This is a genomic window from Lysobacter sp. SCRH-1R (genome assembly GCF_057747855.1).
Window position 1 is genome coordinate 3,239,906 of record NZ_CM173227.1, and the last position, 22,607, is coordinate 3,262,512.

The 22,607-nt window shown below is 68.4% G+C and carries 22 protein-coding genes; 7 read left to right on the forward strand and 15 right to left on the reverse strand.

All coding sequences use genetic code 11. From position 1 onward, the window contains the following. Positions 1–5 precede the first annotated feature (5 nt). The 5 genes from AC3ANK_RS14865 to AC3ANK_RS14885 form a co-directional block, all read right to left on the reverse strand. Positions 6–1,601, reverse strand: a complete 1,596-nt coding sequence (locus AC3ANK_RS14865) for a tetratricopeptide repeat-containing sulfotransferase family protein (RefSeq protein WP_206861495.1) — start codon at positions 1,599–1,601, stop codon at positions 6–8. Beyond that, a complete protein-coding gene (locus AC3ANK_RS14870; protein WP_206861496.1) occupies positions 1,598–2,632 on the reverse strand; it encodes a hypothetical protein in 1,035 nt (344 codons plus the stop codon). Before AC3ANK_RS14870 ends, AC3ANK_RS14865 begins: the two co-directional genes overlap by 4 nt. A 25-nt stretch (positions 2,633–2,657) precedes the next feature. Continuing rightward, the gene (locus AC3ANK_RS14875) at positions 2,658–3,245 is read right to left on the reverse strand and encodes a 2OG-Fe(II) oxygenase (RefSeq protein WP_206861497.1); all 588 of its coding nucleotides are present in this window, start codon (positions 3,243–3,245) and stop codon (positions 2,658–2,660) included. Between the two features lie 7 nt (positions 3,246–3,252). After that, positions 3,253–5,058 carry a phosphoenolpyruvate carboxykinase (GTP) gene (locus AC3ANK_RS14880; protein ID WP_206861498.1) on the reverse strand — a complete coding sequence of 602 codons (1,806 nt, stop codon included), beginning with the start codon at positions 5,056–5,058 and terminating at the stop codon, positions 3,253–3,255. 70 nt (positions 5,059–5,128) lie between these two features. Next, positions 5,129–5,812, reverse strand: coding sequence for a TetR/AcrR family transcriptional regulator (locus AC3ANK_RS14885; protein ID WP_206861499.1), 684 nt, complete (start codon positions 5,810–5,812; stop codon positions 5,129–5,131). 283 nt (positions 5,813–6,095) lie between these two features. On the opposite strand from AC3ANK_RS14885, the gene AC3ANK_RS14890 reads away from it, so the two are divergent. Next, positions 6,096–8,564, forward strand: a complete 2,469-nt coding sequence (locus tag AC3ANK_RS14890) for an acyl-CoA dehydrogenase (RefSeq protein WP_206861500.1) — start codon at positions 6,096–6,098, stop codon at positions 8,562–8,564. Positions 8,565–8,640: 76 nt separating this feature from the next. Further along, positions 8,641–9,108: a hotdog fold domain-containing protein gene (locus tag AC3ANK_RS14895; protein ID WP_206861501.1), complete on the forward strand. Its 468-nt coding sequence runs from the start codon at positions 8,641–8,643 to the stop codon at positions 9,106–9,108. A gap of 10 nt (positions 9,109–9,118) precedes the next feature. Here AC3ANK_RS14895 and AC3ANK_RS14900 read toward each other — a convergent pair whose 3' ends face one another. From AC3ANK_RS14900 to AC3ANK_RS14910, 3 genes are all read right to left on the reverse strand, one after another. Continuing rightward, positions 9,119–9,472 (reverse strand): DUF1304 domain-containing protein, encoded by a 354-nt coding sequence (locus AC3ANK_RS14900; protein WP_206861502.1) that lies wholly within the window; start codon positions 9,470–9,472, stop codon positions 9,119–9,121. Positions 9,473–9,510: 38 nt separating this feature from the next. After that, the gene (locus AC3ANK_RS14905; protein ID WP_206861503.1) at positions 9,511–9,786 is read right to left on the reverse strand and encodes a Rossmann-fold NAD(P)-binding domain-containing protein; all 276 of its coding nucleotides are present in this window, start codon (positions 9,784–9,786) and stop codon (positions 9,511–9,513) included. 183 nt (positions 9,787–9,969) lie between these two features. Beyond that, a complete protein-coding gene (locus tag AC3ANK_RS14910) occupies positions 9,970–11,304 on the reverse strand; it encodes an NTP/NDP exchange transporter (protein ID WP_206861504.1) in 1,335 nt (444 codons plus the stop codon). A gap of 201 nt (positions 11,305–11,505) precedes the next feature. On the opposite strand from AC3ANK_RS14910, the gene AC3ANK_RS14915 reads away from it, so the two are divergent. From AC3ANK_RS14915 to AC3ANK_RS14925, 3 genes are all read left to right on the forward strand, one after another. After that, positions 11,506–13,086, forward strand: coding sequence for a GMC family oxidoreductase (locus AC3ANK_RS14915; RefSeq protein ID WP_484171513.1), 1,581 nt, complete (start codon positions 11,506–11,508; stop codon positions 13,084–13,086). A gap of 202 nt (positions 13,087–13,288) precedes the next feature. After that, on the forward strand, positions 13,289–14,671 hold the full coding sequence (locus tag AC3ANK_RS14920; RefSeq protein WP_206861506.1) for a serine hydrolase: 1,383 nt from the start codon (positions 13,289–13,291) through the stop codon (positions 14,669–14,671). Between the two features lie 698 nt (positions 14,672–15,369). Continuing rightward, a complete protein-coding gene (locus AC3ANK_RS14925; RefSeq protein WP_425492582.1) occupies positions 15,370–15,795 on the forward strand; it encodes a hypothetical protein in 426 nt (141 codons plus the stop codon). Between the two features lie 328 nt (positions 15,796–16,123). On the opposite strand, the gene AC3ANK_RS14930 is transcribed toward AC3ANK_RS14925, so the two are convergent. The 7 genes from AC3ANK_RS14930 to AC3ANK_RS14960 form a co-directional block, all read right to left on the reverse strand. Continuing rightward, positions 16,124–16,612, reverse strand: coding sequence for a hypothetical protein (locus AC3ANK_RS14930; protein ID WP_206861508.1), 489 nt, complete (start codon positions 16,610–16,612; stop codon positions 16,124–16,126). Between the two features lie 161 nt (positions 16,613–16,773). Then, entirely contained in the window at positions 16,774–17,169 is a 396-nt protein-coding gene (gcvH, locus tag AC3ANK_RS14935; protein WP_206861509.1) for a glycine cleavage system protein GcvH, read from the reverse strand. Positions 17,170–17,268: 99 nt separating this feature from the next. After that, positions 17,269–17,904 carry a 2-hydroxychromene-2-carboxylate isomerase gene (locus tag AC3ANK_RS14940; RefSeq protein ID WP_206861510.1) on the reverse strand — a complete coding sequence of 212 codons (636 nt, stop codon included), beginning with the start codon at positions 17,902–17,904 and terminating at the stop codon, positions 17,269–17,271. A gap of 5 nt (positions 17,905–17,909) precedes the next feature. After that, positions 17,910–19,031 carry a glycine cleavage system aminomethyltransferase GcvT gene (gene gcvT / locus AC3ANK_RS14945; RefSeq protein ID WP_206861511.1) on the reverse strand — a complete coding sequence of 374 codons (1,122 nt, stop codon included), beginning with the start codon at positions 19,029–19,031 and terminating at the stop codon, positions 17,910–17,912. Positions 19,032–19,145: 114 nt separating this feature from the next. Further along, complete coding sequence (locus AC3ANK_RS14950) at positions 19,146–19,670, reverse strand: hypothetical protein (RefSeq protein ID WP_206861512.1); 525 nt, start codon at positions 19,668–19,670, stop codon at positions 19,146–19,148. Further along, complete coding sequence (locus tag AC3ANK_RS14955; protein ID WP_206861513.1) at positions 19,667–20,107, reverse strand: NfeD family protein; 441 nt, start codon at positions 20,105–20,107, stop codon at positions 19,667–19,669. Before AC3ANK_RS14955 ends, AC3ANK_RS14950 begins: the two co-directional genes overlap by 4 nt. Before the next feature lie 3 nt (positions 20,108–20,110). Then, positions 20,111–21,088, reverse strand: a complete 978-nt coding sequence (locus AC3ANK_RS14960; protein ID WP_206861514.1) for an SPFH domain-containing protein — start codon at positions 21,086–21,088, stop codon at positions 20,111–20,113. A gap of 107 nt (positions 21,089–21,195) precedes the next feature. On the opposite strand from AC3ANK_RS14960, the gene AC3ANK_RS14965 reads away from it, so the two are divergent. Further along, positions 21,196–21,831, forward strand: coding sequence for an RNA polymerase sigma factor (locus AC3ANK_RS14965; RefSeq protein ID WP_206861515.1), 636 nt, complete (start codon positions 21,196–21,198; stop codon positions 21,829–21,831). Further along, the gene (locus tag AC3ANK_RS14970; RefSeq protein ID WP_206861516.1) at positions 21,824–22,597 is read left to right on the forward strand and encodes a hypothetical protein; all 774 of its coding nucleotides are present in this window, start codon (positions 21,824–21,826) and stop codon (positions 22,595–22,597) included. Before AC3ANK_RS14965 ends, AC3ANK_RS14970 begins: the two co-directional genes overlap by 8 nt. Positions 22,598–22,607 lie beyond the last annotated feature (10 nt).

The following is a 22,607-nucleotide window of genomic DNA, read 5'->3' on the forward strand; positions in this document are numbered from 1 at the left end:
CGGGTTTAAGTCGGGTCTGCGACCGGCGCGCCCTGCGGCTCACGCCACGGCGCCAGGCCTTCGAGCAGCGGCCCCAGCCTGTCCGCGTACGGCGCCCAAGCCGCCTTGCGGCCCTTGATGATGCCGCCCCGCATCTGCGGGCTGCTGGCGGTCGCCACGGCGCCGGGGCGGTCCAGCGTGGTCGCCGACGCGTCCCAGCGCAGCCCGCAGAAATCGAGCACGCCCCGCATCACGCCTTCCGGATCCTCGACCAGCGCATCGTAGTGCACGTCCAGGATCCGCCCCGGCATCGCCGCATGCCAGTGCGCCATGAGCCGGCGGTACTGGCCGTACCACTCGGCGAGTTCGCGCTGGTCGTAGGAGAACGTGTTCACGTCGGAGAACATCGTGCGCAGGTTCGAGAAACACGTGTCCACCGGATCGCGCACCATGTGCAGGATGCGCGCGTGCGGCAGCGCGCGGGCGATGAAGCCCAGATGGAGGAAGTTCGACGGCAGCTTCTCGGTCAGCACCGCGCGGCCCTGCGCGCGATGGGCGGTGTGTTCCAGGAAGCGGCGGCCCAGCGCGGCGTAATCGATCTTGTCGGCGCGGCGCACGAGTTCGGCATCGAGCACGCCGCGGCTGCGGTAATCGGCGAAGTAGCGCATCTGCGAGGCGAACGAATACGTCTCGCCGCCGTCGGTGACGTCGGGATGCCCGCCCAGCAGCTGCTCCAGCAGCGTGCTGCCGGAGCGGTGCATGCCGACCACGAACACCGGCCGGTACGGCGCGGGCTCGTCGGCGTGCGTCCGGCCCGCCTTGACGAAGTCCGCGTCGCACAGCTTCATCAGGCCCTCGAACATGCGCCGCGCATCGGGCCGGTCGTGCGGCGTGAGCTGGCGCTTGGTGCGGCAGGCGTGATCGAGCGCCTGCCACGACTCCTCGTACTCGCCCACGTCGTGCGCCTCGTTGTGCACGGCGTAGGCCAGGTACACGCGGCTTTCGCTGCCCGGCGGCACGCGCGGGATCAACGCTTTCATTCGCGCAAGATGGTTCCGTTCGGGCGTCTGCCTGCGCAGGCGCGAGAGCACCCAGTGCGCCTGCGCGTAGGTCGGCAGGATCGCGATGCATTGCTCCAGTTCCTGCTCGGCCTCGTCCATCCGGCCGAAGAACATGTGCACCACGCCGCGGAAATAACGCGCCGGCGCATGTCGTGCATCGCGCTGCACGGCCAGGTCGAGCAGTTGCATCGCCAGGTCGTTCTCGCCGCTGGTGCTGACCAGCATCGCCACTTCGGTCAGCCACGCGGCGGAGCGGCGTTCCTGCCAGCGCGAATGCGCCAGGCAGTCCATCAGCAGCGCGGGCTCGTTGAACAGCCGCAGCGCGCGGGCGAGATTGAGCACCGCCTCGTCGCCCTGCGGCCGGGCGGCCAGCGCGCGCACGGCGTAGTCGCGCGCATCGCGATACCGGCCGAGCGACAGCGCCATGCGCGAGGCGCGCAGCATCGCCATGACGTGGCCGGGATCGAGCGCGAGCACGCCGTCGTACGAGGTGAGCGCCGCGGCCCACTGGCCCTGCCTGGCGTAGGTTTCGGCCTTCTGCCACAGCGATGCGACGGTCATGTCCACTCCTGCGGCGGGTTCATCGGCAACGGTGCATCGAGGAACGGCAGCACGAAACGCTCGGCCCATTCGCGGGCGCGCGCGAGTTCGGCACCGAAGCGCTCCTCGACCATCCGCGCTTCCTGTGCACGCTGCCGTGCGCTGTATTCCACCGACATCGCCTTGGCGTTGCGATGGGCGACCTCGCGCGTGCGTTCGCGCACCGCCATTTCCGGCGCCGGCAATCGCCACCAGCGCGCGCAGGCGGCGACGGTGTCTTCGGGATCATCGGCAAACGTGGCGAAATCGAGCACGCGCACGCGCTCGCCGTACCCGCGCACCAGGCTGGCCAGCAGATCGCGCTGCGCCGCCCACTGCAGCGCCACGGCGCACAGCACGTCCGGCGGCTGCAGCGCGTTCGCGGGAAGGCGGCGGTGCAACGTTCCGGCGGTCAACGCGCGCTCGGCGAGTGCGGGCACTTTCGCCTGCGTTTCCGCGGTTTTCTTGAGGTTGGAGACGAGGAAATCGTCGAGCGTCGAGGTCAGCAGCACGGCGCGGCTGCCGGGCGAGAGGTCGAGCAGCTCCGGCGCGATGTTCAGCGCGGCGTGCGTGGCCTTCACCAGCACGCCGCCGCCTTCGCTCCACGGGCGCGACAGCAGGCGCACGGTCGTGCCGCACAGTCCGTCGATCGACCAGCCGGCATGGCGCGCATCGCCGAGACGACGCAGCACCAGCGGTTCCTTCAACGCGACCTGGTGCGCCGGCAGGTGCACGGCGCGCGCGAGCAGCGTCGAACCGCAGAACGAAGTGTGGAAGAGCCATGCCGGCGGGCGTTCCGGCGAAGGCAGCGCCGCGAGGCGCGCGGCCGGAACCTGTTCCACCGAACCCAGCGCCGCGTCGAGCCGCGTGTCCAGGAAGGTCGAACGCTCCAGCACGTCGACGTCGAGCGTCGCCATCTCGAAGCGGCGGTCGGGCACGTGCAGGTCGACGGGAAACCAGCGCGCGTCGGCGGCGCGACTCGGCGGCGTTGCGTCCAGGCTCGCGGTTTCCACACGCCCCTCCACGGGTGATGGACGCTCAGGCCGGAACGCGCTGGCGTTCGAACTTGATCGCGAACGTGTAGCGCGGCGCGTAGCAGATGCGGTTCGGCGGTCGGCCGACGTGCTTGATCGCGCCGTCGAAGATCACCAGACGGCCCGGACGCGGTTGCACCGCGGCGGCCACTTCGTTGTTCTCGTCGAAGAACATCGTTTCGCCGCCCCACTCCAGGTCCCAGTGCTCGCACAGGTACCACAGCGCGGTGAGGTCGTGCTGGTCGGGCAGGCAATCGGTGTGGCTGAAGAGCATGTCGCCGAAGGTGGCGACGTTGGTGTACGCGCGGTACGGACGGTAGCCGTACTCGCGCGTGGTGAAGCCCAGCACCGCGCGCGCGGTGACGTCGAAGATCGGCTGCTGCACGAGCGCTTCGAGCTTCACCTCGGTCGCCCAGTGCTTGTGCTCGGCCGTTTCCGGCCGGGCGACTTCGGTGCGCGTGAACGCGGCCTTGGCCAGGCCGCGCACGTAATCGGCGACGTTGGGCAGATGCCCGTCGAACACCCGCAGCGGACGACCATCGATCTCGAATTCACGACTGGCCGCTAGCGCTGTTGGGTTCGCTGTCGTCATGCGGGCCTCAGTTCTCCAATGCCTTGGCGATGCGCTGCTGCTCGTCCTTCAGCGCCTGCGGCATGCGCGGGCCGTACTCGTCGAGGTACTCGCCGATGCTGGCGAATTCGGCCTGCCAGCCTTCGCGCTCGAACCCGAACAGCTTCGCCCGCGCTTCGTCGGTGAGTTCCACGCCGTCGAGGTTGATCTCGTCGTCCTTCGGCAGATGGCCGATCGGCGTTTCGACCGAACCAGCTTCGCCCTTCACGCGCTGGATCATCCACTCCAGCACGCGCAGGTTCTCGCCGAAGCCCGGCCACAGGAACGAACCGTCGTCGCCCTTGCGGAACCAGTTGACGTGGAAGATCTTCGGCAGCTTCGCGCCGGCCTTGTCGAACGACAGCCAGTGGCCGAAGTAGTCAGCGAAGTTGTAGCCGCAGAAGGGCTTCATCGCCATCGGATCGCGGCGCATCACGCCCACGGCACCGGTTGCAGCAGCGGTGGTTTCCGAGCCCATCGCGGCGCCGACGAGCACGCCGTGCGTCCAGTCGCGCGCTTCGAACACCAGCGGCACCAGCGACGGGCGACGGCCACCAAAAACGATCGCGCTGATCGGCACGCCGGCGGCGTTCTCGGCTTCCGGCGAATAGCTCGGGCACTGCTTCGCGCTCACGGTGAAGCGCGAGTTCGGATGCGCGGCCGGGCCCTTGGCCGCGTCGTATGCGTTGCCGCGCCAGTCGGTGACCGGCTGCTGGCCGTTGTCGATGCCTTCCCACCACGGCTGGTTGTCGGCGGTGACGCCGACATTGGTGAAGATCGTGTTGCTCTGGATCGACTTGAGCGCGTTCGGGTTCGACTTGGCCGACGTGCCTGGCGCGACGCCGAAGAAGCCGGCTTCCGGATTGATCGCGTACAGGCGGCCATCGGCACCCGGGCGCATCCAGCAGATGTCGTCCCCGACCGTCCACACCTTCCAGCCGTTCGCGCGATAGCCTTCCGGCGGAATCAGCATCGCCAGGTTGGTCTTGCCGCACGCCGACGGGAATGCCGCGGCGATGTAATGCGTTTCCCCCTGCGGGTTTTCCAGGCCGAGGATCAGCATGTGTTCGGCGAGCCAGCCTTCCGAACGGGCCTGGTGCGAGGCGATGCGCAGCGCGTGGCACTTCTTGCCCAGCAGCGCGTTGCCGCCGTAGCCGGAACCGTATGACTTGATCGTCAGTTCCTCGGGGAAATGCATGATGAAACGGCGCTCGGGATCGAGTTCGCCGATCGAATGCAGGCCGCGCACGAAGGAGCCCTCGCGCTCGATGCGCGCCAGTGCCGGCGCGCCCATGCGCGTCATGATGCGCATGTTGGCGACCACGTACGGGCTGTCGGTGATTTCCACGCCGCAGCGCGACAGCGGCGAATCGATCGGGCCCATGCAGTACGGGACCACGTACATCGTGCGGCCCTTCATGCAGCCGTCGAACAGCGCGTCCATCTTCGCGTGGCCGTCGGCCGGCGACATCCAGTGGTTGTTCGGGCCGGCGTCGTCGCGCTGCGCGGTGCACACGAAGGTCAGGTGCTCGACGCGGGCGACGTCGTCCGGATGCGAGCGGTGCAGGTAGCTGTTGGGATGCGTCTTCTCGTTGAGCTTGACCAGCGTGCCGTCGGCCTGCATCTGCGCGATGAGCGCGGCGTTCTCGGCGTCGCTGCCGTCGCACCAGTGGATCGCGTCGGGCTTGGTCAGCGCGGCGACTTCGGCGACCCAGGCATTCAGCGCGGCGAGCTTGCTGCCCTCGCTCCCCGGCGCGACGGCAGGTTTGGCGACGTCATGGGAAATGGCATTCATTGCGGAACTACCTCCAGCGGGGGCCGGCTTAGGGAAACTGGTTTTCAGGCTGATCGATCATGCCGATGGGTCATGCTGAGGGAATCAGCGTGGCCATCATGTGCTCGACGTAGGCCTCGAATTCATCGTGCTGCATGCGCGCCTGGTGCAACTGCAGGTTCAGTTGCAGGAAGCCGACGTAGGCGGCGTACAGCAGGCGGGCGCGGTGCTGGGCGTCGGTGCGGCTCAGCCCGGCCTGGCGGAACGAAGCGGTCAGGTATTCCAGGCGGCGCTCGGAGACGCGCCCGATGACCGGCTGCACCGCCGGGTGGTCGAGCGCCTTGAGCAGCTCGGAATAGATGACGTGCGACTTGAACTCGTGCGCGACCAGCGTGAACAGCGCGCGCAGGCGTTCGCGCGGGTCGGAAATGGGTTCGAGCTGGCCGAACACGGTTTCCTGTTCGACCTTCTCCCAGCGCTCCAGCGCGGCGACGAGCAACGCGTCGCGCGAGGGGAAATGCCAGTAGAAGCTGCCCTTGGTGACGCCCAGGCGCCGGGCGAGCGGTTCGACCGCGACGGCGGCGACGCCCTGTTCGGCGATCAGATCGAGTGCGGCCTGGGCCCAGTCGTCGGCGCTCAGCCGACCGGTGCGCTCCGGTGCGGGCTTGTCCTGCCCGCTTGCGCGGTCCTGGCCAGCCCCTTCCTGATCGGGATGGGCCTGCTTTGGCTGGGCCGGCTTCGTTTGCGCCGGCTTCGTGTGCGCGGTTGAGCTCATGGTTTCAAGTTTAACCATACGCCAGTGGCGGTAACAGTATGCAGGCCGTCAAGACTCCCGAAAGAAGGCATGAAGGCCGGCGTGCGGTTGACAGCAACGCGGGAATCTTACCATACTCGGCCGTATGGCAAGCGTTTGATGCGCGCGCTTGAACGCCGCAGTTTCCAGAAAGGAGTTCCTGGAAGGAGCTCCTGGAACGGACCGGATGGCGCCTGCGCATCATCGCGAACCGACCCACTCACCTTCTTAATACGCATCGCCGCACCGCTGCTGGAGCGCCGTCATGAGCATCGCGATTCCCTTCATTGCCTTCCTGCTGGTAGGGGCCATCGCCGCCTACCACCGCCTGCGCCTTCCAGTGTGGGCGGCGCTGACCGCGACCGCGCTGGTCGCCTGCTGGCTGCTCGGCGCCAGCGGCACGGCGACGGTGGTCGCAGCGGCCATCACCGCGCTGATCGCGGTGCCGCTGCTGCTGCCGCAGATCCGCCTGCCCTTCATCACCAAACCGCTGCTGGGTTTCTACACGAAGATCCTGCCGCCGCTGTCGGAGACCGAACGCGTCGCGCTCGAAGCCGGCACCGTCGGCTGGGAAGGCCAGCTGTTCTCCGGCAAGCCGGACTGGGACGTGCTGCACAACCAGCCGCGCCCGATGCTGCGCCCGGACGAGCAGGCGTTCCTCGACGGCCCGGTCAACGAGCTGTGCCGGATGATCGACGACTGGAAGATCACCCACGTCGACGCCGACCTGTCGCCGGAGCTGTGGGACTACATCAAGAAGAACAGGTTCTTCGGCATGATCGTGCCGAAGGAATACGGCGGCCTGGGCTTCACCGCACTGGGCAACCACAAGGTGATCCAGAAGCTCGCATCGATGTCGTCGGTGGTGTCCTCCACCGTCGGCGTGCCGAACTCGCTCGGCCCGGCCGAGCTGCTGATGCACTACGGCACGCAGGAACAGAAGGACTACTACCTGCCGCGCCTGGCCGACGGCCGTGAAGTGCCGTGCTTCGGCCTGACCGGTCCGTGGGCCGGTTCGGATGCGACGTCGATCCCCGACTACGGCATCGTCTGCATGGGCGAATGGAACGGCGCGCGCGTGGTCGGCGTGAAGCTGACCTTCGACAAGCGCTACATCACGCTGGCGCCGGTCGCCACGCTCATCGGCCTGGCGTTCCGCATGTACGACCCGGAAGGCCTGATCGGCGACAAGCAGGACATCGGCATCACGCTCGCATTGCTGCCGCGCGACACCGCCGGCGTCGAGATCGGCCGCCGCGCGATGCCGCTCAACAGCCCGTTCCAGAACGGCCCGATCCGCGGCAAGGACGTCTTCATCCCGCTCAGCCAGCTCATCGGCGGCGAAGCCTACGCCGGCAAGGGCTGGCAGATGCTGGTCGAATGCCTGTCGATCGGCCGCTCGATCACGCTGCCGTCCACCGCCTCGGGCGGCTCGAAGTACGGCGCGGTGGTCACCGGCGCCTACGCGCGCATCCGCAAGCAGTTCGGCCTGTCGGTCGGCCGCTTCGAAGGCGTGGAGGAAGCGCTCGCCCGCATCGGCGGCAACGCGTACACCATCAGCGCGCTGGCCGAAGCCTCGGCCGCGGCGGTGGCGCGCGGCGAACTGCCGGCGGTGCCGTCGACCATCTCGAAGTACCACTGCACCGAGATGGGCCGCGAAGTCGCGCGCGACGTCATGGACATCATCGGCGGCAAGGGCATCATTCTGGGTCCGCGCAACTTCGCCGGCCGCAACTGGCAGGCCGCGCCGATCATGATCACGGTGGAAGGCGCGAACATCATGACGCGCTCGCTGATGATCTTCGGCCAGGGCGCGATCCTGTGCCATCCGTGGGTGCTGAAGGAAATGAAGGCGGCGACGCTGCCCGATCCGGACGAGCGCCTGCGCGAGTTCGACCGCAACCTGTTCGGCCACATCGGCTTCGCGATCTCCAACGCCGTGCGTTCGTTCTGGTTCGGCCTGACCGCCGCCAAGATCGGCGCCGCGCCTGGCGATGCGTACACGCGTCGTTACTACCGCAAGCTCAACCGCTATTCCGCGGCGCTCGCGCTGGTGGCCGACACCTCGATGCTGCTGCTCGGCGGCAAGCTGAAGTTCAAGGAATCGCTGTCGGGACGTCTGGGCGACGTGCTGAGCAACCTGTACATCGCCAGCGCCCTGCTCAAGCGCTATGCGGACGAAGGCCGTCCGGTCACCGACCAGCCGCTGCTGGCGTGGTCGATCCACAACGCCACCTTCAAGATCGAGAAGGCGTTCTCCGGCGCGCTGCGCAACTTCCCGATCCGTCCGATCGGCTGGCTGCTGTGGGCGCTGGTGTTCCCGCTGGGCCGTCGCGCGCAGTACCCGAGCGATCGCCTGGGCCACAAGGTCGCGTCCCTGCTGATGTCGCCGAACGAAGCGCGCGACCGCCTCGCCGTCGGCGTGTTCACCGAACCGACCGCGAACAACCCGGGTGGGCGCATCGCCAGCTACCTGCAGAAGGCCGTGCTGGCCGAGCCGGTGGAGCGCAAGTTCCTCAAGGCGCTGAAGCAGAAGGGCATCGAGGCGCACGATTTCGCCGCGCAGCTGGACGAGGGCGTGCGCGAAGGCTGGATCACCGCCGACGAACGCCGCCAGCTCGAAGAACTGCGCGAGCTGACGATCGACACGATCAGCGTCGACGACTTCGATCCGGAAGAACTGCGCGCCGCCACCTCGCAGATCGGCAAGCGCGACAGCCGCTACGCCGCCTGACGGCAACATCGCAACGACAGCACGACGGCGGGCATGTCCCGCCGTCGTGCTGTCGGGCCAACGAAGGACGCATCCAATGTCGACGCCGCTGCTCTCGCTGTATCGCAGGATCACGCGCTGGCCCGCCGGCCACTGGCTGTTCTCGCGCGCGGTCTGCTTCAAGGCTCCCTACTTCGGGACGATCGCGCCGTGCTTCGTGTCGCTGGAGCCGAACCGCTGCGAGGTGCGCATCCGCGATCGCCGACGCGTGCACAACCACCTCGGCACGGTGCACGCGATCGCGCTGTGCAACCTCGCCGAACTGGCGGCCGGCGTGATGACGGATGCGTCGTTGCCGACGTCGATGCGCTGGATTCCCAAGGGCATGACGGTCGAATACCTGAAGAAGGCGACCGGCACGATGCACGGCGTCGCGACACCGGACGTTCCGCTGGTGGAATCGGCGTCGGGCTACGAACTGCCCGTCACGGTGATCGTGAAGAACGACGCGGGCGAAGCGGTGTTCCGCGCGTCGATCGCGATGTGGGTGTCGCCGAGGAAGTGAACGGGCCGGCTCAGCCGACCAACCACAGCGCGGCCAGCGCGAGCAGCGCCGGCACCGACTGCACGAGGAAGATGCGCTTGTTGACCGTGGCGGCGCCGTAGACGCCGGCGACGACGACGCATGCGAGGAAGAACGTCGCGACGTCGCGGCGTTCGTCGATGATCGACCAGACGAGGCCCGCGGCGAGGAAGCCGTTGTAGAGGCCCTGGTTCGCGGCGAGCGTTCTGGTTGCTTCGGCTTTCTCGCGCGTGAGGCGGAAGACTTTCATGCCGGGTGGGCGCGTCCACAGGAACATCTCCAACGCGAGGAAGTACGCGTGCAGGAGCGCCACGAGGGCGATCAGGGTCAGCGTGAGGATGGACATGCGTGCGGTCCCCCGGGCGATTCGACGATCGCTACGCGTCAACGTACCTGATCGGGTTCGAGGGCGTCATCCTGCAGCCCGTCGTCCGCCCCGTCATCCTGCAGCAGCCCGTCATCCCGGCGTGCATCCCATCGGCGCTCGCCTTCCAGCGCCTTGAGGTCGGTCCTGCGGTCCTCGTGGAGGATCTCCACACCCTTGGCGCCAACGAACTTCGTCGGATTGGTCTTGCCGCGATTGAACAGCGTGAGCGTGTGGCCGTGCGCGCGCGCCGCCTCGACGAAATGCGGCCCGAGGAAACCGGTGCCGCCGAGCACCAGGCTCTGCAGCGGCTTGGCGGCCTTCTCCGTGCGAACGCGGGAAGGCCCATCAGGGCGGCGCCGGCGAGCCCGGCCTGGAGGACATCGCGGTGGGTCATGTCGATCCTTCGGAACCGGGCGCGGGGAAGCCCAGGTTGCGGCAGCGTGCGCCGGCGGGTGCGCGCCGCCATCCGCCGGAGGTCACGGCGTGGCGGGCTGTGCCTGCGGCGGCGGTGCGGCTTCGACGCGACGCGACAGGCGCCAGCCGATGGTCGCCGCGCTGAGCGCGGCCAACGCGCTGATGGCGGCGAAGCTGCCGGTGGTCACGCCCAGCGCGCGCAGGGCGTTCATGCTCAGCGCGATGGCGGTGTCGCCGAACCGCCACACCGCCGTATCCACCGCGTTCTGGCCCTTGTAGCGGACGTTGCGCGGCACACGCGCATAGAGGCTGTGGCGCGCCGGTTCGGCCATGCCGTAGGCGAGGCCGCGGCTGACGATCAGCGCGATCGCCACCGCCGGCAAGCCCAGCGCGAGCGGCGCGTGCGGGTCGTTCGAGAACACCACCAGCGACAGCGCGAGCATGCTCACCACCGCCCACACCAGGATCACCGCGCCGGGCCCGCGGCGCGGCAGCAGCCAGCGCGTGAGGGTCAGCTGGGTGAGCACGGTCAGCACGTTCGACATCTGGTCGACGCGCGCGGCGAAGGCGGTGCGCGAAACCGCATCGGTGAAGGTCGCGCCCGAATAGTCGACCACCAGCGCGTAGTTCACCGTGCCGATGCCATCGGCGAGCAGCAGCAGGATCGCCATGTTGCGCATGAACGGATCGGTGAACACCTGCTTCAGGCCATCGAGCATGCCGCCGCCGACGGCCGCTTCGTGCGCGGCCTCGAAGCGGCGTTCGCCGTGCGTCCGCGCCCATCGCCCGAGCAGGACGATGCACACCACCGCCCCTCCCAGCAGCGAGGCCGACACCAGCAGCAGGGGCGCCACGCCGATGATGTTCACCAGCGTGGCGGTGAGCGTCGGGCCGGCGAGCGCGCCGCAGGTGCCGGCCACCGCGATGATCGGGAACAGGCGCTTGGCCTGCTCCAGGGTCCAGATGTCGGACATGAAGATCCAGAACACCGACACCACGAACAGGTTGAACACGCTCACCCAGACGAAGAACGTCATGCCCAGCGCGCGCGGCCCGATCAGCGACGGCTGGGCGAACAGCGGCACGAACGCGAACAGGCAGGCGATGAAGAACAGGTACACCAGCGGCACCACGATGCGCCGCGGATAGCGCGCGATCAGCCAGGCGAACACCGGTGTCAGCAGCAGCGTGCCGATGAAGGTGGCGCCGTAGAACCACGGCAGCTGGGTCGAACCCACCGCCGCGGTGAGCTGCTCGCGCAACGGGCGGATCACGTAGTACGCGGCCAGGACGCAGAAGAAGTAGGCGAACGACAGCCCCACCGCCGGCCATTCCCCGCCGCGCACGCGCCGGGTCGCCGGTTCGGAGGGAACGCGATCGTCGTGTGGCTGCGGCATCGCGGTGCTGCTCCGGGCGAGGATGGCGCGAGTTTACCTGCGGCGCGTGGCGCGCTCGCAGTGCGGATTGCGGGTCCGCTTCGCGGCTCGAACCCGCTCCCTCCTCCCCCGAGGGAGCATTTGCTCTAATGGCCCCGCTTACGGTCGGCCGGCAACGTCGGCAGACCGGCACGACGAAAGCGGCGCAAGGGCAAGGCACACGTGTACGACTACATCATCATCGGCGCCGGTTCGGCCGGCTGCGTGCTCGCCAACCGCCTCTCCGCCGATCCCGACGCGAAGGTGCTGCTGCTCGAGGCCGGTCCGCGCGACAGCCATCCCTTCATTCACATGCCGGCCGGTTTGGCCAAGCTGGTGCACAACCGCCGGGTGAACTGGAACTACCACACCGCGCCCGAGCCGGCGCTCGACGGCCGCACCCTGTGGTGGCCGCGCGGCAAGGTGCTCGGCGGCTCCAGTTCGATCAACGCCATGTGCTACACGCGCGGCGTGCCGGGCGACTACGACGAATGGGCCGCCAGCGGCGCCACCGGCTGGGACTGGGATTCCGTGCTGCCCTGGTTCCGTCGCAGCGAACGCAACACGCGCGGCGGCGGCGCGCTGCACGGCGACGCGGGCCCGCTGTACGTCTCGAACCTGCGACACAGCAATCCGCTCTCGCACGCCTTCATCGAAGCCGGGCGCCAAGCCGGTTTCGCCGTCAACGACGACTTCAACGGCCCGCGCCAGGAAGGCTTCGGCCTGTACCAGGTCACGCAGAAGAACGGCGCGCGATGCTCCAGCGCGGTGGCCTACCTCGATCCGGTGCGCGAGCGGCGCAACCTCACCATCGTCACCGGCGCGCAGGTCAACCGCATCACGTTCCGCAAGGGCCGCGCCGATGGCGTGATCTACACGACGAAGGGCCGCGCCTACCACGAGCCCGTCGCGCGCGAAGTGCTGCTGAGCGGCGGCGCGCTCAATTCGCCGCAGTTGCTGATGCTCTCCGGCATCGGCCCGGCGATGCAGCTGCGCCGGCACGGCATCGACGTCGTCGTCGACGCACCGCAGGTCGGCGAGAACCTGCAGGACCATCTCGACATCTGCACGCTGCGCCATTGCCCGCAGCCGATCACCTACGACCGCCTGAGCGACGCGCGCATCGCCTTCGACTACTACCTTCGCGGTCGCACCGGCATCGGCACGAGCAACATCGCCGAGGCCGGCGGCTTCGTGCGTTCGCGTTTCGCGCCGGACGAACGGCCCGACATCCAGTTGCACTTCGTTCCGGCGATGCTCGACGATCACGGCCGCCATCGCCTGCCGGGCGACGGCTACACCGTGCATGCGTGCTTCCTTCGCCCGCGCAGCCGTGGTCGCGTCCGCCTGATGAGCGGCCACGCCGGCGACCAGGTGCGCATCGAGGCGAACTACCTCAGCGACGAGGAGGGCTTCGACCTGAAGATGATGGTCGAATGCGCGAAGCTCTCACGCGAACTGCTCGCGCAACCGGCCTTCGATGCATATCGAGGCGCACCGATCTTCCCGGCCCGCGACGACCTGGACGACGACGACCTGGTCGCCTTCATCCGCGCCAAGGCCGAGACGATCTACCACCCGGTCGGTACCTGCCGGATGGGTTCGGATGCGCTGTCGGTGGTCGACCCGCAACTACGCGTGCGCGGGGTCGAAGGCCTGCGCGTGGTCGATGCCTCGGTGATGCCGACCCTCATCGGAGGCAACACCAACGCGCCGACGATGATGATCGCCGAGCGCGCGTCGGAGCTCACCCGCGCCGGCTGATTCGCGCAAGCGGGCGCGGCGAATTCGCGCAATCTTCACGGCCGTGCGCGCTTCGACAAAGGTGAATGCGAAAAACAGCGGCTGGAGAACTGCGACGCAGTCCGCTAAAGCCTGAAAAATCAGGGCCATGTTGCCGACTGTTGCCCTGCCCCCTGAGATTGGCGCTATGATCCCGCGAGATCGTGAAGCAGGGGCGAAGGCCATGAAAAGCAATGTGAAAAAGCCTTCGCGCGCACTCCCGCGCCTCGCCGCCATCGCACTGCTCCTTCCGCTCACGCTCGGTTCCACCGCACAGACGCCGCAGCATTCCGGCTCGCCGTCGCTCGTCACCGCCAACGCCAAGTGGGTGACCAGCAAGCCGGCGCAGCCCGCTGCTCCGCTGCCGCCCTCGGTTCCGTTGCCCGCCGCGTTCGACGTGCGCCAGTTCGAATCGATGGCGCAGCAGCTCGTCGCCAACCAGCGCGTCCCCGGCCTTGCGATGGCGGTGGTGCATGGCGGACGCATCCTGAGCGCGCGCGGCTACGGCATCACCGACACGAGCCACGCCACGCCGGTCGATTCGCACACGGTGTTCCGCCTCGCGTCGCTGTCCAAGAGCTTCGCCGGCACGATGACCGGCCTGCTGGTCAACGAAGGCTCGCTTCGCTGGGACAGCAAGCTGGTCGATTACATGCCGAGCTTCCGCCTGAGCGATCCGCTGGCCTCGCAGCAGCTGACCGTCGCCGACCTGCTCAGCCATCGCGTGGGCCTGACGCACAACGCGTTCGATCGCGACCTGGAGCAGTACGTCGATTACCGCACGCTGACGCAGAAGCTCGCCTACGCGCCGCTGCAGTGCGCGCCGGGCACCTGCTACAGCTACCAGAACGTCGCCTTCAGCCTGGTCGGCGACATGGTCTTCGCCGCGACCGGCGATTTCTACGCGCAGGAAGTGCAGCGCCGCATCTTCAAGCCGCTGGGCATGAACGATGCGAGCCTGGGACTGGAAGGCATCCAGGCCAGCCCGAGCTGGGCGCGTCCGCACGTGCGCGGCCGTGGCGGCTGGGTGTCGCTGATGCCCAAGACGACCTACTACCAGGTGCTGCCGGCCGCCGGCGTCAACGCCAGCGCGAGCGACATGGCGCAGTACCTGCTCGCCCACACCGGCCACCGTCCCGACGTGCTGCCGGCGCCGCTGCTCGCCACGCTGCACCAGCCGGTCGTCGATACGCCGAGCGAGATCCGCGGATCGTCATGGCGCCGCACCCGCCTCACCAGCGCCGGCTACGCGCTGGGCTGGCGCACCTACGATTACGCCGGCCATCGCGTGGTCTTCCACGGCGGCGCGGTGCAGGGATATCGCGGGCTGATCGCGGTGGTGCCGGAACTCGACTTCGGCGTGGCGATGCTGTGGAACAGCGAAAGCTCGCTGCCCTCGGGCATGCTGCCGACCATCCTCGACACCGCGCTGGGCCTGCCGCCCGGCCAGTGGCTGGACGACGAGATCGACCCGACGCTGTACGCCGAGTCGTCGGACGACGCCTCGCCCGATGCGCCGCACGCGCCGGGCACGCACGCTTCGGCTTCGACGGCGGCGCCGAATTAAACGGCGAAGCGCGGCGCTTCTTATGGGGCTGCTGGTCCGGTAGCCCGGGTAAGCAAAGCGCACCGGGGCCTGCCACGCTCACCCCGGGTGCGCTTCGCTTACCCGGGCTACGAGAGCGCCGGCGCGCAGACGAGTTCGCTCGCATCTCTCGCATGTGGAGCACGGCGACTGCGTAGGCGTCCTCGCTCGCGCGGTTCGTCCTTGCGAAGGCGGGAATCCACCGGCGTTTGAACCACGCTCGTCGCCTCTGCGAGAGCGGGATCCCGCGAACTGAGCCGTCATCACTCCGTCGCGCCTCACCCCGTCCCCTCTCCCGGACGGCGAGGGGCTCAAAAGCTCCCTCGCCTGCGAAAGGCTCCCTCGCCTGCGAATGCAGCGGAGGGTTGGGGATGGGCGAAGTGCACGGCGCCATAACGCTGAAGAGCATGGCGGCGACCGCGAACGCAAAGCGCACGCATCAACCGCATCACTGCATCGCACGCCCCTACCCTCACCCCAACCCCTCTCCCGAGGAAAGGGGCTAAGCGCGGCGCGCACCATTCCGATCAAACGGAAACCACCCGCCGCAACCACAACCACCGGCGCAAAAAAAACTCTCCCCCCGCCTGGGCTGCGGGGAGAGAGCTCGATTACGGTCTTCGGGGCTTTCTTAGATCATCGGAGCCGGGGTGGCCGGCATCGCCGTCACGGACGCCTTCTTGGCGGTCTTCTTGCGGCTCGACTTCTTGGCGGCCTTCTTCGGGGCAGCCTTCTTGGTCGCCTTCTTGGCGGTCTTCTTGGCGCCAGCCTTGCGGGCGGTCTTCTTCGCGCCAGCCTTCTTGGTCGCCTTCTTCGCGGTCTTGCGGGCGCCGGTCTTCTTGGCGGCCTTCTTCGCGGTCTTCTTGGCGGTCTTCTTGGCGGCGGTCTTGCGGGTGGCCTTCTTCGCCGTCTTGCGGGCGCCGGTCTTCTTGGTGGCCTTCTTCGCAGCCTTCTTGGCCGGGCGCTTGGTCGCCTTCTTGGCGGCCTTCTTCACGGTCTTCTTGGCGCCAGCCTTCTTGGCAACCTTCTTGGTCGCCTTCTTGGCGGCGGTCTTTTTCTTCGCAGCTTTCTTCATGGCCATGGTATGGCTCCTCGTCAGTGGTTGATCAGCATTGATCAGTGGTCTTGCAGGTCTATCGCCCAGTAGAACCTCAAGCCGCGGGTATCGGACCCGCGAGCAGCCGCCGACGCGCGAACGCGTCGGAACGGATTTCGTGCCGCCCGCAACCGCGGGCAAACAAAAACCCGGCGCGCGATGTGCGGACCGGGTTGGATGGAATGCCTGGCCTGCGTGTACACGGCGCGCGTTTTCGCGGGGGAAACGAACCCTGCGTCCACCGTTTCGACTGCCCGGTCGGAGGTCCGTTTTGTGCCGCGAGTTGTCGCGTTGTCTGTACTCACTCGCTTCCGCAGGAGACGTCTGCTGGGCGAAACCTAATCACGCTTTTTCGGACTGTCAACAACTTCGCTCATTTTTTTTTCAGGCAGGTCGGCATGGCGTCGCCGTCGCCGGTGTTCGAAGCGCGGGGTCGAACGACGACGACGATCGCCGCGCGTTCGCCGACCCGCCAACGCGCATTTCGCAAATGGCTTTTTTTCAGGGGTTTGCGAATACGCATCGACGTCCGGACGCATTCGATGGCGCGATCGCACCGGTGCATCGAAGCGTCGGGAAGCGGTCGTCGAAGGCATGCGAGGCACCCCGAAAAAATTTTCGGACGACACCCCCGTTTCGCGTCGCACAAACCCGATTTGCGCGAAATTGCGCGAAGCCCGACGACCATCCGAAGCACTCGCACGCGGCGCATCGGCCGACGCGGCGACACCTTCGCGATGCACTCGATGCCGTTCGTCGTTCGTCCGCTTCGCGACGAACGCACCACCCGAGGAGGTTCGAACGATGGCGTCGAACGTGTCGGCCATCGCCATTCGAAGACCCGCGCATCGTCGATCGACGACGCCGCGCTCACCGGACCGTCACGTCCCGCAACACGCCCTGCGCCGAGCGAAAAAAAACCGGCCGCACGAGGCGGCCGGTTCCGGTGAGGTGCGAAGCCGCGCGACGCGTGCCGCGCGCTCGTGGCTCAGTGGTCTTCTTCTTCCAGCAGCTCGGCGTAGTCGTCCGGAGCCAGCAGCTCGTTGAGCTGGTCGCCGTCCTCGATCTCGACGGTGAAGATCCAGCCTTCGCCGTAGGCGTCCTCATTGATGGTCTCGGGCTTGTCGGTCAGCGCGGCGTTGACCGCGACGACCTTGCCCGACACCGGCGCGTAGACGTCGGACGCGGCCTTCACCGACTCGACGACGGCGCAGGCGTTGCCGGCTTCGACGCGGTCGCCGACGTTCGGCAGTTCGACGTACACCAGGTCGCCGAGCAGGCCCTGTGCGTGGTCGGAGATGCCGACGGTGACCTTGCCGTCGCCATCGACGCGGGCCCACTCATGGGACTTCATGAACTTCAGATCGCCGGGAATTTCACTCATGACGGGAGCCTCGAAACGTTTGCGGGGGCGCGGAACAGCGGATGTCGGCGCCTAGTCTAACGGCGGCGACTGGAGCACGCGACAGGGGAATGATCGCGGTCAACGGAAGCCTTCGGAGGGACGGTACGGCGCACGCGGATGCAGCAGGGCGTCGCGCAGCGCGTCGACGCGGTCCTGGCCCCAGAACGGTTCGCCATCGAGGACGTAACCCGGCAGTCCCGGCAGGTCCGCGTCGATCGCCGCGCGCGTGTTGTCGGCGTAACGACCGGCGACCGCGTCGGTGCCGGCCTGGCGCATCACCGTCGATGCGTCGAAGCCCTGCGATGCGAGCAGGGCTTCGATCACCGTCGGGTCGGCGAGGTCGCGGTCTTCCGACCACAGCGCGCGGAAGGCCGCGTCCATGTAGCCGGACGGATCGAGTCCGGCGTCGGCCAGCGCGATCGCGCAGCGGTCGGCCAGGGCGATGTCGACCGGGTAGAACTTCGGCGACAGGTTCAGGGGCAGGCCGCGTTGCGCGCGCCAGCGCTGCAGTTCGACCAGGCGGTAACGCTGGCGCGCCGGCGCGCGCTTGCCCAGCGGCAGGCCGCCGTTCGCATCGAACAGTTCGAAGATGCGCACCGGCCGGTAGCGCAGCGTGGCGCCGGTCTCGCGCGCCACCGCCAGCACCGCCGCATGCCCGAGCCAGGCATACGGCGAGAGCAGGCTGAAGTAGTAGTCGACGACGCGCGTGGCCATGGCGATCAGACCAGCACGCCGTCCTGCGGCTGCCCGTCGCGCACGAACGGGAACTTCACCACGCGCACCGGGACTTCCTTGCCGCGGATGTCGACGCGCACGTTGCCCGCCGAACCCAGCGCGATCTTGCCGGCCGGCACGCGGGCGAAGGCGATCGCCTTGCCGAGCGTCGGCGAGAACGTGCCCGACAGGATCTCGCCGTCGCCGTGTTCGGTGATCACTTTCTGGCCGTGGCGCAGCACGCCCTTTTCGTCCATCACCAGCGCGATCATCTGGCGCGGCGCGCCGGTGGCCTTCTGCTGCTCGAGCACGTCGCGGCCGATGAAGTCGCGGCCTTCGTCGAGCGCGACGGTCCAGGCAAGCGCGGCTTCGTACGGCGAGACGGTGTCGTCCATGTCCTGGCCGTAGAGGTTCATGCCCGCTTCCAGGCGCAGCGTGTCGCGCGCGCCGAGCCCGGCCGGCTTCACGCCCGCGGCGAGCAGCGAGTTCCAGAACGCGACCGTCTGCGCTTCCGGCACGACGACCTCGAAGCCGTCCTCGCCCGTGTAGCCGGTGCGCGCGACGAACACGTCGATGCCGTCGGCCGTCTTCGCCTCGCCGGCGGCGAACTTGCCGAGCTTGCCGATCGCGTCGCGGTCTTCCTCGCGCAGCAGGCCCAGCACCTTCGCGCGGGCATTCGGGCCCTGCACGGCGATCATGCCGAAGTCCGGGCGCTCGGTGACCTTCACGTCGAAGGCCTTCGCCTGTTCGGTGATCCACGCCAGGTCCTTCTCGCGCGTGGCGGCGTTGACCACCAGGCGGAAGAAGTCCTCGGCCCGGTAATAGATGATGAGGTCGTCGATCACCCCGCCCTGCGGGTTGAGCATGCAGGTGTACAGCGCCTTGCCCGGGACCTTGAGCTTGTCGACCGAGTTGGCGACCAGGCGGCGCAGGAAGTCGCGCACCTTCGCGCCGTTGAGGTCGACCACCGTCATATGGCTGACGTCGAACATGCCGGCGTCGCGGCGCACCTGGTGGTGTTCCTCGATCTGCGAACCGTAATGGATCGGCATGTCCCAGCCACCGAAGTCGACCATCTTGGCGCCGAGGTCGCGGTGGGTCTGGTTGAGGATGGTCTTCTGGGTCATGGCGCGGGAAACCTGTCTGCGGGAGCGAGCCCGCGATTATCCCAGAACCCGGCGCCGGAGGTTTCGGCACGCCCGCCTACGCCGGCGCATGGTCGTGCGACCTGTTCGCGTGGCCTATTCGCTGGAGCCTTCGTTGTAGCAGCGCACGCTCGAAGGCGGCACGCGCAGGAAGCGGCCGGTGCGACGGTCCAGCCGCACCGCCCAGCGCACGGCCGGGAGCATGTCGAGTTCCGAAGCCCCGTCCGCGCCCGTGTCGATGATCGCCACCACGCCGGTGTCGTCGACGCCGTTGCGCTGGCAGGTGGCGATGGCGACGAGTTCGTCGCGACGCAGCGCCGGATACGGCACCGAGTCGGTGACGCGCCAGCGAGGCTCGTCGCCGACGCGGTCGACGAACTGCGCGGCGAGCAGCTGGATCGTTCGATCCTCGGCATCGTCGAGCGTGGCGATGCTGCGCGCGCACAACTCGTCGATGCCGCTGCCGATGCCGACGCAGCTGCCGGTGTTCGACCGGAACCCGTCCGGATACGGCGGCACGATCCTGCCGACCAGTCTCGGATGCCCGTCCGCGCAGGCATGGCCAACCACGGCGCAGAGCGCCGCCGCCAGCAGCCATCGCGCGACCGGGCGTCGGGTCATACCGCCGGCTCGACCAGCAGGCTCATGCCGCGATGTCCGACGATGCGCACCACCGTGCCGGCCGGAAGCTCGGGACCGGTGACGTCCCAGAACGCATCGGCGATCTGCACGCGACCGAGGCCGTTGACGATGGCGCGTTCCAGCGGCACCACGCGGCCGATCAATGCATCGGCGCGACGGTTGAGCGTGGGCTTGTCGCTGCGCGGTTCGCGCCCGCGGAACCAACTGCGGTACACCTGGATCGACACGAAGCTGAGCACCACGAACGCCGCGATCTGCGCCAGCAACGGCACGTCGGGCACGAGCAGCACGATCGCGAACACCGCCGCAGCGGCGAAGCCCAGCCACAGCATGAAGGCGCCCGGCGCCATCGCCTCGGCGGCGAACAGCAGCAGCGCCACCACCGCCCAGGTCATCGTCTCGGTGTTCCACTGCATCGGTCAGCCTCCGGGACGCGGCGACGGCGGCGGCATCGTGCGCGCGGCGCCCTGGCGTTCCAGCGCCTCCGGGCCGAGCGCGTGCTTCGCCAGTTCGGCGATGCCGGCGAGCGAGCCGATCACGCCGGTGGCTTCCATCGGCATCATCACGAACTTCTGGTTCGGCGCTTCGGCCAGCGCCTTGAACGCCTCGATGTACTTCTGCGCGACGAAGTAATTGATCGCGTTGACGTTGCCGCCGGCGATGGCGTCCGACACCAGCTGCGTCGCCTTCGCTTCGGCTTCGGCCAGGCGCTCGCGCGCCTCGGCTTCGCGGAACGCGGCCTCGCGCTTGCCTTCGGCTTCCAGGATCGCGGCCTGCTTCTCCCCCTCGGCGCGCAGGATTTCCGACTGCCGGTGGCCCTCGGCTTCCAGGATGTTGGCGCGCTTCTCGCGCTCGGCCTTCATCTGCCGCGCCATCGAATCGACCAGGTCGCGCGGCGGCTGGATGTCCTTGAGCTCGATGCGGTTGACCTTCACGCCCCACGGATGCGTCGCCTGGTCCACGGCGACCAGCACCTTGGCGTTGATCTCGTCGCGCTTGGACAGCGATTCGTCCAGGTCCATCGAACCGATCGCGGTGCGGATGTTGGTCATCACCAGGTTGAGGATGGCGATTTCCAGCGTGGCGACCTCGTAGGCGGCCTTGGCCGCGTCGAGCACCTGGAAGTAGACGACGCCGTCGACCTTCACCACCGCGTTGTCCTTGGTGATCACGTCCTGGCTGGGGACGTCCATCACCTGTTCCATCATGTTGATCTTGCGGCCCACGCCGTAGACGATCGGGATCAGGAAGTGCAGCCCGGGCTCCATGGTGTGGGTGTAGCGGCCGAACCGCTCCACCGTCCATTCATACCCCTGCGGCACCATCCGCACGGCCTTCAGCACCAGGATGATGCCCGCGAACAGCAGGACGACGCTCAGCACCGCACTCAGTCCCATGATCCCCTCCTTCGTGTCAGGGCGAGTATAGGCCGACCGCTGCGACGGTTTCGGCGGCCCCCGCATCCAGGGGAAGGACGATCCAAAAAAACGCAGGACGCGAGCCCTTGCCCACGCCCGTGCCACCCACCACCGACGCACCCCGCAGCAGCTTCGCCATCGACGTCCCCGAGGCGTTGCTGGCGCGCGTTCGCGCCGGCGAGCGGGCGGCGTTCGAGCAGATCTACCGCCGCTTCGAGCGGCCCGTGTTCAACCTGGCGCTGCGGATGCTCGGCGCCGGCCACGGCCCGGACGGCCGCGAGGAGGCAGCCGAGGTGCTGCAGGAAACCATGCTGAAGGTGTTCGACAAGATCGGCGATTTCCGCGGCGCCGCGGGGAGCGGCAACGGCAGCGGCGCCAGTCCGTTCTGGGGCTGGGTGCGGCAGATCGCCGTGAACGAAACGTTGATGCGCCTGCGCGGCCAGCGCCGGCACCAGCACGACGTGGCGCTGGAAGGCGACGAGTTCGCCGTCGACACCGGGCCGCTGCCGGCCGCAGCGGCCGATGCCGCCGCCCTGACGCGCGCGCTCGCCCGCCTACCCGCCGCGACCCGCAGCGTGCTGTGGCTGTACCACGCCGAGGGTTACACGCACGAGGAAATCGCGTCGCTGATGCAACGCACGCCGAGCTTCTCGAAATCCCAGCTCGCACGCGGCGGTCGCCGTTTGCGAGAGCTGCTCGAGCCGGAGAAGGCCCATGCCTGACACCGAACGCAACGATTCGCCCGCCGACTGGAGCGGCGCGTTCGCTTCATTGCCGATGGAAACGCCGCCGGCCGGAGGCTGGCAGCGCGTGGATCGCGCGCTCGACGCTCCCGCCGCGCGACAGCGACGGCATTGGCCGGTGTGGCTGGCTGCCGCCGCGATCGGCGCCGCTGCGATAGGCACGGTCGCGCTCATGCCGGCACTGCATCGCTCCGGCGATGCCGATGCGCCGGGCGAATCGACCGAGCTGGCCGCGCGCAAGCGCACGCCGATCGACACCTCGCGCCCACCGATCGCCTCCTCGAAGCGACCGGAAACGCGTGTGGCGGGCGAGGACGAACCTGCACCGCGCAGCACCGGGACGTCCCCGGTCGAAGACGCGACACCTCAGCCGCGTTCCGACGCCACGCCGCGCATCGCCAGCACGCCGGCGAACGACGCCGCACCCGATCCGCGCGCCGCCGAGCTGCGCGAACGGGTCGCCGCGCTCCAGGCCGAGTCGGCGCAGCTGGAAGCGCTGCTCGCCATCGCGCGCGACGACCGCGTGGCCTCGGCCAGCGGCGCGGCGCTCGCGGTCGAGTTCGATCGTCGCATCGGCCGCATCGACGCCTCGCTCGTGCAGCCGGGCCTTGCCGACGCGGATCGCGCCGCGCTGTGGCAGGCGCGCGTCTCGACGATGCGCGAACTCGCCGGCATCGAAACCACCCAACGCTGGCTGGTGTCCAGCGGCGAGCGCTACGACGGCGCGCTGGTCAGCGTCGATTGACCCCTCTCAC

What these genes read in the sequence shown, in the direction of transcription:
- AC3ANK_RS14970 (WP_206861516.1), top strand. Translation starts at nt 21,824, where the DNA reads ATGCCTGACACCGAACGCAACGATTCGCCCGCCGACTGGAGCGGCGCG.
- AC3ANK_RS14910 (WP_206861504.1), bottom strand. Translation starts at nt 11,304, where the DNA reads ATGCCGCAGCCACACGACGATCGCGTTCCCTCCGAACCGGCGACCCGG.
- AC3ANK_RS14955 (WP_206861513.1), bottom strand. Translation starts at nt 20,107, where the DNA reads ATGCAGTGGAACACCGAGACGATGACCTGGGCGGTGGTGGCGCTGCTG.
- AC3ANK_RS14940 (WP_206861510.1), bottom strand. Translation starts at nt 17,904, where the DNA reads ATGGCCACGCGCGTCGTCGACTACTACTTCAGCCTGCTCTCGCCGTAT.
- AC3ANK_RS14960 (WP_206861514.1), bottom strand. Translation starts at nt 21,088, where the DNA reads ATGGGACTGAGTGCGGTGCTGAGCGTCGTCCTGCTGTTCGCGGGCATC.
- AC3ANK_RS14890 (WP_206861500.1), top strand. Translation starts at nt 6,096, where the DNA reads ATGAGCATCGCGATTCCCTTCATTGCCTTCCTGCTGGTAGGGGCCATC.
- AC3ANK_RS14930 (WP_206861508.1), bottom strand. Translation starts at nt 16,612, where the DNA reads ATGGCCGACACGTTCGACGCCATCGTTCGAACCTCCTCGGGTGGTGCG.
- AC3ANK_RS14865 (WP_206861495.1), bottom strand. Translation starts at nt 1,601, where the DNA reads ATGACCGTCGCATCGCTGTGGCAGAAGGCCGAAACCTACGCCAGGCAG.
- AC3ANK_RS14900 (WP_206861502.1), bottom strand. Translation starts at nt 9,472, where the DNA reads ATGTCCATCCTCACGCTGACCCTGATCGCCCTCGTGGCGCTCCTGCAC.
- AC3ANK_RS14895 (WP_206861501.1), top strand. Translation starts at nt 8,641, where the DNA reads ATGTCGACGCCGCTGCTCTCGCTGTATCGCAGGATCACGCGCTGGCCC.
- AC3ANK_RS14950 (WP_206861512.1), bottom strand. Translation starts at nt 19,670, where the DNA reads ATGACCCGACGCCCGGTCGCGCGATGGCTGCTGGCGGCGGCGCTCTGC.
- gcvT (WP_206861511.1), bottom strand. Translation starts at nt 19,031, where the DNA reads ATGACCCAGAAGACCATCCTCAACCAGACCCACCGCGACCTCGGCGCC.
- gcvH (WP_206861509.1), bottom strand. Translation starts at nt 17,169, where the DNA reads ATGAGTGAAATTCCCGGCGATCTGAAGTTCATGAAGTCCCATGAGTGG.
- AC3ANK_RS14885 (WP_206861499.1), bottom strand. Translation starts at nt 5,812, where the DNA reads ATGAGCTCAACCGCGCACACGAAGCCGGCGCAAACGAAGCCGGCCCAG.
- AC3ANK_RS14880 (WP_206861498.1), bottom strand. Translation starts at nt 5,058, where the DNA reads ATGAATGCCATTTCCCATGACGTCGCCAAACCTGCCGTCGCGCCGGGG.
- AC3ANK_RS14920 (WP_206861506.1), top strand. Translation starts at nt 13,289, where the DNA reads ATGAAAAGCAATGTGAAAAAGCCTTCGCGCGCACTCCCGCGCCTCGCC.
- AC3ANK_RS14875 (WP_206861497.1), bottom strand. Translation starts at nt 3,245, where the DNA reads ATGACGACAGCGAACCCAACAGCGCTAGCGGCCAGTCGTGAATTCGAG.